Origin of the sequence: Mycobacterium sp. 852002-51971_SCH5477799-a (assembly GCF_001667145.1) — a bacterium.
Taxonomy (GTDB): Bacteria; Actinomycetota; Actinomycetes; order Mycobacteriales; family Mycobacteriaceae; genus Mycobacterium.
Genome location: NZ_LZIF01000003.1, coordinates 1 through 7,869 on the forward strand (window position 1 = coordinate 1; position 7,869 = coordinate 7,869).

The 7,869-nt window shown below is 65.1% G+C and carries 7 protein-coding genes; 5 read left to right on the forward strand and 2 right to left on the reverse strand.

Annotated elements, in window-relative coordinates:
* Positions 1-620 precede the first annotated feature (620 nt).
* Positions 621-1,349 (reverse strand): TIGR03943 family protein, encoded by a 729-nt coding sequence (locus tag A5753_RS00015; RefSeq protein ID WP_067121651.1) that lies wholly within the window; start codon positions 1,347-1,349, stop codon positions 621-623.
* On the reverse strand, positions 1,350-2,252 hold the full coding sequence (locus tag A5753_RS00020; RefSeq protein ID WP_369829276.1) for a permease: 903 nt from the start codon (positions 2,250-2,252) through the stop codon (positions 1,350-1,352).
* Positions 2,253-2,946: 694 nt separating this feature from the next.
* Here A5753_RS00020 and A5753_RS00025 point away from each other — a divergent pair.
* The 5 genes from A5753_RS00025 to A5753_RS00045 form a co-directional block, all read left to right on the forward strand.
* Positions 2,947-4,155: a PPE family protein gene (locus A5753_RS00025; protein WP_067121668.1), complete on the forward strand. Its 1,209-nt coding sequence runs from the start codon at positions 2,947-2,949 to the stop codon at positions 4,153-4,155.
* A gap of 94 nt (positions 4,156-4,249) precedes the next feature.
* On the forward strand, positions 4,250-5,446 hold the full coding sequence (locus A5753_RS00030; protein ID WP_304441429.1) for a PPE family protein: 1,197 nt from the start codon (positions 4,250-4,252) through the stop codon (positions 5,444-5,446).
* 432 nt (positions 5,447-5,878) lie between these two features.
* Positions 5,879-6,679, forward strand: a complete 801-nt coding sequence (locus A5753_RS00035) for a metal ABC transporter solute-binding protein, Zn/Mn family (protein WP_231989941.1) — start codon at positions 5,879-5,881, stop codon at positions 6,677-6,679.
* Positions 6,680-7,564, forward strand: coding sequence for a metal ABC transporter ATP-binding protein (locus tag A5753_RS00040; protein ID WP_082971096.1), 885 nt, complete (start codon positions 6,680-6,682; stop codon positions 7,562-7,564).
* The coding region (locus tag A5753_RS00045) for a metal ABC transporter permease (RefSeq protein ID WP_197694541.1) at positions 7,561-7,869 on the forward strand (309 nt) is incomplete at its 3' end. The genes A5753_RS00040 and A5753_RS00045, both read left to right, overlap by 4 nt.

The following is a 7,869-nucleotide window of genomic DNA, read 5'->3' on the forward strand; positions in this document are numbered from 1 at the left end:
GGGGCTTGGGGCTGATTTGCCGGGGGAGGCTTAATGACTAGGTGCACAAAATTTGGCATCGGTGTCTTTGGCCCGCCGCTAATCCTGTTCGTCATCGAGGCATTGCCGCGTTTCCGTCCCGGTCCCGGCGGGGGCCGACCCACAGCCGTCCTATCCAGGATCGCCTCCGGGCGTTCACAGTCTCGCTGAGCAGAAGTTCCTTCACGACATCGCTAATGAGGGTATGCATCCCTCTCCGCCCGGCATTGGGGGGAGAGCAATGCAATCAGCGAGGGCTATGTCATAGCGAGTGCTTCACGCTGACGAGGCATCTGATCCAACCATCGCTGTATCGAAAGCGCTTTCGGCGCTGCATCTAGCGCGTCGCGGAGAAATGAAGGCTGCCTCGAAAGACGACTCAGTCTCGAAGGTCAGCAGCGGTTTGCTGGGTGGTAGTGGGCTTGGTGTGACATCCTGTGCGGGTGTCCGCAGGGGGACCACCTTCTGGGGTTGTGACGTTCCTGTTCACCGATATTGAGGGTTCGGCCCGTCGGTGGGAGGCCGACGTCGCGGTGGTGCGACAACCCCTGACCGTCGCCGCCAATCTGGCTTTCACGATGAGTTACCTGAAGTGGGCTCCATCAATGGGGGTAGTCGTAAGGGTTGGCCGGGGTATCGATGCGCGTGACCTTGGTGGCTTCCAGCGTCGGAATCATGAGGTAATTCGGTTGCCCGGTGAGGGGTTTGACTTGGCCCTCGACCCGAAGCCAGGTGTTGTCAGGCAGGCCGGCGGCGTGTGGGGCGGCCGGGCCGCGCAGATGGATGCGGGCCAGCTGGGCGTCGGCGGCGCAACAGTAAATGACGATGCGACCAAGATCCACGCCCTGGGCCTCGTTAAGGACGAAGCCGGTCACGGTGATCGACCGATTGGTCAACGAAGCGGTGGAGTCCTGGACCTCGCGCCTTAGTACCTCCGGGAGCGGCACCTCAGGGGCATTGCCCGGCGGTAGCGGAGCAAATGGAAACCGATTCAGAACAACCTGCGACCCGGCGGGCACAGACGGGGCAGCGGCTGAGGGCCGCAGCGCCGGCGGCGCCACGACCATCAAGACCAAGATAGGAACGACGAGCAGCCACACGACGCCTGTGCGGTGGGAGTGTGTCTCGCTGTGATCACTGGGTCGCGGTCCTCCGCGCCGGATATCGCCGATGATCGCCACAAGCGCTAACGCAATCAGCAGCAGCGCGGATGCGGCCAGCCACGGCAGTAGTCCCGGCTTGACGTAGCGGGTGAACGCGCCCGACACGGTGATCACGGCGATGCTAATGCCTATTAGCAGGAGAACTATGTTCTCTGTTTCGCGGCTCACTTACCGACCACCGAGAACGACAAGTCCGACAGCGCACGCGCTCGCCATTGCAACCAGCAACGTGGCGGGGGAAAAGCGGGCCGCAAAAGCGCGGCCAAACATGCCCGCCTGCATCGCAAACAGTTTCACATCAACGGCCGGTCCCACGACCAGAAACACCAGCCGCGGGAGTAGCGGCACCATCGTCATGCTCGAGGCGACGAACGCGTCGGCCTCCGAACACAATGCCAGAACCACCGCCAGGCCGGCCATCACCACCACGCCAAGGATCAGGTGTGCCGCCAAATGTTCGAACACCCACCGCGGCACCAGCACGTGAAGCATCGCGGCTGCGGCGGCACCCAATACCAAATACGATGCGGCTTGCAGGAAGTCGTGACGGGCCGCCTCAGCGAACACCACCAAACGTGACTGGGTCTGAACCTCTGGAGCGGGTAGCCGGCGGGTGATCCACTCCGTGCGGCCCCAACGTGACCATGCCCAGCCCATGATCACCGCAGTCAGCAAGGACGCCCCCAGCCGCGCAAAAACCATCCTGGGCGCACCGGGAAACGCCACCGCGGTGGCCACTAGTACCACCGGGTTAATCGCCGGCGCCGCCAACATGAACGTCAAAGCCGCGGCCCCTGTGGCCCCTCCTTCGCCGAACAATCGCCGCGCCACCGGGACCGACCCGCATTCACAGCCCGGCAACGCCGCCCCACCCACACCGGCGGCCAATACCGCCACCGCGGGACGACGCGGCAGCCAGCGCGCCAAGCGCTCCGGTGAGACAAACACCGCGATCAACCCGCTGACTACCACCCCGAGTGCAAGGAACGGAACCGCTTGCACGAACACCCCACAGAACACCGTGCCCGCGGTCGACAATGCCTGACTGCCAAAGACCGCGTTCCGCAACATGGTCGTAGAGAGGGCACACGCGAGCAGAATGCATACCAGCACTTCCGACGACCCGATGCCTAGTCCGCGCCCCAACCTCTGTGTCGCCACCGTCCCATTATGTAGCGCGACCGCTACAGCATCGGATCCTGCGGCACCGACACCATTCCTATATCTCGAAGCGCGCACGCTGCCAATGGCTGACTGGAAACCCGAGGCGATCATCGTGGGACCGCTATACCGCCAAGCGGACTGGAGCAGCGCTGCTTCTCGCGCGCGAGCGTCGAACTGGCTGCGGAGCGACCCGTGGACCGGAATAGCCCCTCGGCAGCCTCTACATGACAATGAAAATCGTTCTCGACAACGCAGCGCCCGGGCGGTACGGTAGGCCCGTCCAGATGACAATGGTTTTCAATAGGGGTGGCAATGAAGACTCCGGTGTGCCCCATCGCCGATGTGCCGGTCGCCACCCAACCCGAGGCCTGCACGGTTGGCGACGGTGAGCCCCGCCCAGCCGGAGGCGCTCGCCTCGACAATGGGCTGCGCATCCCGGGCTGTGCTCACCACCGCCGTCATCCAGTCGAGCTACGTGCAAACCCCTCGGTGTTTGACCAGATGCTTGTCGTCGCGGCGCTTTTCAGTGTGCTTTCGACACGGCCCTATCTGCCTGCCGAAGGCTTCTCCACCACTGCAATTAGTTAAGCGGGAGCTAATGATGACGATCGACTTCGCGATGGTTCCCCCTGAGGTCAACTCGGCTCGGATGTATTCGGGGTCGGGTTCTGCCTCGATGGTGGCGGCAGCGTCGGCTTGGAAGGGTTTGGCCGCTGAGTTGCGCTCCACGGCGCTGTCGTACGGTGCGGTGCTTTCGGCGCTGACCGACGATGAATGGCGTGGTCCGGCGTCCGATGCGATGGCTTCCGCGGCTGCGCCCTATGTGGAGTGGATGAACATCACCGCGATGCAAGCCGAACAGACGGCCACCAATGCCGAGGCCGCTGCGGCGGCCTACGAGGCCGCATTCGCGGCTACGGTGCCGCCCCCGGCCATTGCTGCCAACCGCGCCCAGCTGGCGTCCCTGATCGCTACCAACATCTTGGGGGTCAACACGCCGGCGATCGCGGCCGCCGAAGCCCAATACGGTGAGATGTGGAGCCAAGACGCCGCCGCGATGTACGGCTATGCCGGATCGTCGGCGGTGGCCAGCCAGCTGACCACGTTTGCCCCGCCCCAACCGATCGTCAACCCCGCTGCGGTGACGGGGCAATCGCTGGCCGTGACCAAGGCCGCGTCCACCTCGGCGGGCAGCGCGCAAAGCGCGCTGTCAAAGCTGACGACCTCGGTGCCCAGCAGCTTGCAGAGCCTGGCCGCTCCGACTGCCTCGATCGGCACCGGACAGTCGATCCTGGACCAACTCGCCGATTCGACCACTCCGATCGGCTTCATGTGGAACAACTTTGGGCTCAACGCCAATATTTGGAACACTATCTTTTCGTCCGGCTTCTACATGCCGGGCAACTTCCTGGGCACCGCCGCCGACTTCATGAGCCAAGCGGGTCAAGGCGCGGGTGGCGCGGCAGCAGATGCGGCCGGTGCGGCAGAGGGAGCGGCTGCCGCGGGCGCAACGCAGGCGACCGCAACCGCCCCGCTGGGCGGGGTGGGGGCTGTAGGCAACGCAGTGTCGGCAGGCCTGGGTGCGGCGCCGCAGGTCGGGGGGCTCACGGTACCAGCGAGCTGGACAGCGGCCGCGCCCCAGATGTCCTCGGCGATAAACGCCACACCGATGGTGGCTCCGCCACCGGCAATGGCAGCAGCGGGCATGCCCGGGGTGCCGATGGGCGGCAGCCGCGGATTCGGCCGCCATGCGCCCCCCCAATACGGCTTCAAACCCGCCGTCGTTACACGCCCACCCTCAGCGGGTTAACGGGCCGCGGAACGCACTTCACCATCTGCCCCTCTGCGCGCCAGCGCCGACGCGCCACCTGAGACCGCCCAGCAACAAGGGAGGAGGCCAACGAGTGAGCATGCTGCTCGATTTCGCCACGCTTGCTCCCGAAGTGAACTCGGGTCGCATGTATTCGGGGGCCGGAGCGGGCCCTTTATTAGCTGCCGCAGGTGCCTGGAATGGTCTGGCCGCTGAGCTGCGAGCCACCGCGCTCGGTTACAGCTCGGTGCTTACGGAGTTGACCGGCCACGCATGGCACGGCCCGGCATCGGCCTCGATGACGGCCGCGGTCGCGCCGTACGTTGGATGGCTGAGCAGCGCCGCGGCGCAGGCGGAGGAGACCGCTGCTCATGCCGAGATGGCCGTTGCGGCATACGAGGCCGCGTTCGCCGCCACAGTGCCACCCCCGGTGATTGCCGCTAACCGGGCTCACCTAATCGCGCTGATCGCCACTAACTTCTTCGGCCAGAACACCCCGGCGATTGCGGCAACGGAGGCGCAATACGCCGAAATGTGGGCCCAGGACGCCGCCGCCATGCATGGCTATGCGATTGCCTCGGCGATCGCCGGGCAACTGACGCCGTTCCGCGCGCCTCGGCAGACTACCGATCCCGCCGGGCTACCGGCACAGTTGGATGCGGTAAGCCGTGCTGCGGCAACCTCGGCGGGCACCGGGCAAAGCACGGTTGCGCAGCTTATACCGGCGATGCCCGCCACCGTACAGACTCTGGCCGGCCCGGCTGGCATCGGAGAATCCATCCTGCAGCAACTTTCCGATTCGACCACTCCAATTGGCTTCGTGTGGAACAACTTCGGACCCAACGCCCAGATCTGGAACACCGTCTTCGCTTCGGGCTTTTACATGCCGGCCAGATACGCAGGTACTGCGGCCAACTTCCTCAGCGTCAATCAGGAGGCTGCCACAGGCGCGTCCGGAGCCGCGGAGGGCGTAACGGGCGTAGCCGTCGGCCCGCCGGACACTCCGCCGGGCCGAGTGGTGCTGGTCGACTCCGTGACGGCCAGCGCGGGCAGGGGAGACCTCGTCGGTCGGCTGTCAGTACCACAAACCTGGGCTACCCGCGCGCCGCCGCAAACCCCGCTGGCGACGCCGCCCGGTAGCACATCGGTGAAGGCGCCGTCCGCGCCAGGCACGGCAGGCGCATCCTCAATACCGCTGCCGGGGCACATGGGTCCCCGCGGCGAGGGCCGTGCCATGCCCCAATATGGCCTTCGCGTCGGCTTTGTGGCACGTCCGCCGGCGGCCGGATAGTAGCGGGTAGTTCGGGAGGCACTGGTGCTAATTGCTAAGCGAGATCGCTTGGACCACAGGTCCGATGACTCCTCGGCATCGGCACCCCACAGCGGCGCATGGCGCATGGCCCTCCTCAAGCAATGTCGCTCTGCGCCCCTCGGATTTGGTGTGCCCAGGGGAACTTCACGAATGTGCTGTAGAGAAATCAGCCGTTCCTCAACGTCGCATCGCGTGCTACTCTCACGCAAAATAATGGAAATCGTTTTCAATAATGGGCCGTGGAGATGTCCGGTGAAAGGCCAATCTGGTCGGCGTAAGGCGGCGATATGGGCAGCGATGGGTGTGGCTGTGGTACTTCTGGGCGCGGTTGCGTGTAGCGCCAGCAAAGCACCGCGATCCGGACCCGGTGGCACGAGCAGCACGGGCACCGTCTCCAAACTCGCGGTTGTCGTGACGATTAACGCGTGGGGCAGTATCGCCTCACAGCTGGGCGGTGACAGGGTGCAGGCGAACAGCATCATCACCAATCCCGACACCGACCCCCACAGCTATGAGCCGTCGGCCGCCGATGCCCGTAAGGTTGCCGACGCGAAGGTCGTCGTTGAAAACGGCATCGGCTACGACGTCTGGGCCGAGAAAATGCTTGCGTCCGACCCGAATCCGCAACACATAGTGATCAATGTCGGCGATACCGTCGGGGTTGCCGGGGGCGGCAACCCGCACCAGTGGTATTCGCCCGACTCGCTCACCAAAGTGGCCAACGCAATCACCGCCGCATACAAGAAAGCAGACCCGAATGACTCGGGATACTTCGATCAGCAGAACCAGCAGTTCCTCAACCAGGGCCTGTCCAACTACCACAGCTTGATCGCCAGTATCAAAGCCAAGTACGCCGGGACGTCAGTCGGTGCCAGTGAATCAATCTTCTCCCCGCTCTCGGATTCGTTGGGGCTGAACCTGATCACGCCACCCGAATTCCTCAGGGCGATCAGTGAGGGCACCGATCCGTCGCCGGCCGACAAGGCGACCATCGACCAGCAGATCGCCACAAAGGCGATCAAGGTATACGTGTTAAACAGCCAAAACAGCAACCCCGATGTGCAGGCCCAGGTCGACGCAGCCAAGAAACAGGGCATTCCAGTCACTACCGTGACGGAAACATTGTCGCCGGCGAACGCGTTATTTCAAGACTGGCAATCAACCCAGCTGTCTGGCCTAGCCGACGCTCTGCATGCTGCGACAGGAAAATAGATGACCAGCACCGTCCCCGGCCATGCCAGCCAGCAGGCTGGCCTAGCGCCAGTTGCAGACGGGACCGCCGTCCGGATGCGCGACGCCTCAGCCGTGGTCGGCGGGACGACGGTGTGGTCGGATATGTCCCTCGAAGTCGCCGCCGGGGAATTCGTCGCGGTGCTGGGACCTAACGGTTGCGGGAAGTCGACGTTGCTGAAGGTGCTGCTCGGGCTCACACCGTCGCACGGCACGGTTGAGGTGCTCGGCGCGCGCCCCGGCCGCCGCAGCCACCGGATTGGGTATCTGCCGCAACGGCGCGCTTTCGACGCCAGCGTGCGCATCCGCGGGATCGACGTGGTATCCCTAGGATTCGACGGCGCCCGCTGGGGAACGCCCGTACCGTGGCTGAGCCGGCTGCTGGCCCCGCGACGGTTCGCGGAACGGCAGCGACGGCTCGAACACGTCATCGAGGTGGTCGGCGCCACCGACTATGCCCGGCGCCCGATCGGGCGCTGCTCCGGTGGTGAACAGCAGCGGCTGCTGATCGCGCAGGCCCTGATTCGCCAGCCGAAACTGCTACTGCTCGACGAGCCGCTCGACAGCCTCGACGTGCCGAGCCAGGCCGGGATCAGCGCCCTGGTGCGCGACATCTGCCGCCGAGAACGCGTCGCGGTGGTCATGGTGGCCCATGACGTGAACCCGATCCTCCCCTACCTGGATCGCGTTATTTACCTCGCCCGCGGGTCAGCCGTGAGCGGAACGCCCGAGGAGGTGATCACCGCCGATAAGCTCAGCGCGCTCTACGGCATCCCGATTGAAGTGCTCCGCGACGGGGCCGGGCGCCTGTTCGTCGTCGGCCAAACCGACGCTCCTCCCGCGCAAACCGCAGGAGGGCGTGAATGAATCCACAGCTGACCTGGAATCTGATCACTGATGTGCAACAGATTTGGGCCTACCCGTTCATGGTCACCGCACTGCGCGCCGGCACCGTCGTCGCCATCGTCGCCGGGATTGTCGGCTGGGTGATGGTGCTGCGCAAGGAAAGCTTCGCCGGACACACCCTGGCCGTCGTCGGTTTCCCCGGCGCCGCCGCGGCGGCCTGGATTGGCGTGGCCACCGGCTACGGCTACTTCGCGGCCTGCATCGGGGCCGCGGCGGTGATCGCGTTGCTGCCCGCGCCGACCCGCGCGGGCGGGCTGGGCGGGTTC